Origin of the sequence: Salinibacter altiplanensis (genome assembly GCF_002894645.1) — a bacterium.
Classification (GTDB): Bacteria; Bacteroidota; Rhodothermia; order Rhodothermales; family Salinibacteraceae; genus Salinibacter; species Salinibacter altiplanensis.
Genome location: NZ_NCQY01000015.1, coordinates 1 through 1,382, shown reverse-complemented (window position 1 = coordinate 1,382; position 1,382 = coordinate 1). Strand labels below are relative to the sequence as shown.

Here is a 1,382-nt window from a genome sequence, read left to right as displayed (position 1 = left end):
GCCTTATTTTGCGTTCTGGAGCTGCAGAGACCAGAGGTATTTCTATTTCTCCTCAACGACAGTACCCACGTGGCGGCCTAACGCTCCTGTCTCCGTTGACAATCTCAGTTTTGCTACCTACCGGCAGCAGCCCGTATGATGTACACAAGCTGGCCGACAGAGTCCAGATACATGGGTCGGTCTCTCTCAACCCACAAACGCAAAAGTATTAAATGAATGACAGGAACGTAATACAAAATTTTGTAAACAATTTTAGGAAACAAATTTATCCATATCTACGAAGTGGTGCGGGTATAAAATGTACAATATACCCCGCTGTTGAAGAAGGTGCTATTTTAGAGTTTTCGGTAGGTGAGCACGAAGTGAATACAGATAAGTACCTAGACGATTATAGTACAGTAAATGAAGCTATTAAAAGTATTAAGCAGAGTGCTTTCGGAGGGGATATGGATGCATTTAACTTTGAGGGCACAAACTATATATTGGAGGACAAAAGAATAATTTTGATAAAAGGATCGGATAGCGAAAAATATTGGGGAGAGAATGCAGCCATGAATGATGTCAAAGAAATTATTAGAAATGCAAAGGCAGAATCATGAAAATGGGTATAGAGGGATCCCCAGAGGAAATTTCCGATTTTATTGCAAATAACGACTCTCAGGTTGACAAATATATTGAAGATAAAACGGATATAAATTTCCATTGGTTTATCACATCTGTTGTAACGTTCGCACTAGGCACGCTATTATTATCGGTAGATCTAATCACAAATGAAGAAGTGACTTTTGTATTAACTATAGTGAATATAGGATTTTTAGGCTGGATGCTATTCTGTATGCAGATAAGATATGAGAGCAAAACAGCCACGATTATTGTGGGTGTTCTTTTTCTTATTGTAACTTTTTTGGCCTCCGGCGATATAAGTATTAAAGAAGCATTTGAAATTATAAAAAGTATGTCAAATGAATAATATCGACATAAATCCTCTCAGATTACGTCTTTGGCTTTCGAATCGCTGGGTCGTATTCGTGTGGCAACAATACCCGACGGCTTTGCACTAAGTCCGAATCGAGCATGCCTGATATTCCCGCGTTCTGTCAAAACTGCGGTGCAGTATTTCCCTCCGGCTTCTACTTCGAGAATGTCGAGCAGTTAACTCTTGCGGGCAACAAGTCCGGACCATGCCCAGTCTGTGGAGGAATGGGAGAGATACCGGACGGCGTATTCACCGTAACCGAAGACACTATCGAGCTGATTTCGGGACCCGAACGCACCGTCGAACAGCTCCAACGTCTAGCCGAAGTCCTCCGAAGAGCTCAGGAAGAGGGCTCTGTGGAGCAAACCCGGTACGATGGACGTTCCTTCACTTTCCAAATCGATAC

Annotated in this window: 2 protein-coding genes and 1 pseudogene; all 3 read left to right on the top strand. The window is 42.2% G+C overall.

The annotated features are described in order from the left end of the window. The first annotated feature begins 212 nt into the window (after positions 1-212). On the top strand, positions 213-599 hold the full coding sequence (locus tag B7R93_RS15255; protein WP_157942231.1) for a hypothetical protein: 387 nt from the start codon (positions 213-215) through the stop codon (positions 597-599). After that, positions 596-970 (top strand): hypothetical protein, encoded by a 375-nt coding sequence (locus B7R93_RS15250; protein ID WP_157942230.1) that lies wholly within the window; start codon positions 596-598, stop codon positions 968-970. Before B7R93_RS15255 ends, B7R93_RS15250 begins: the two co-directional genes overlap by 4 nt. Positions 971-1,074: 104 nt before the next feature. After that, positions 1,075-1,382: pseudogene (locus B7R93_RS15800) on the top strand (hypothetical protein); the annotation flags it as partial.

What these genes read in the sequence shown, in the direction of transcription:
- B7R93_RS15255 (WP_157942231.1), top strand. Translation starts at nt 213, where the DNA reads ATGAATGACAGGAACGTAATACAAAATTTTGTAAACAATTTTAGGAAA.
- B7R93_RS15250 (WP_157942230.1), top strand. Translation starts at nt 596, where the DNA reads ATGAAAATGGGTATAGAGGGATCCCCAGAGGAAATTTCCGATTTTATT.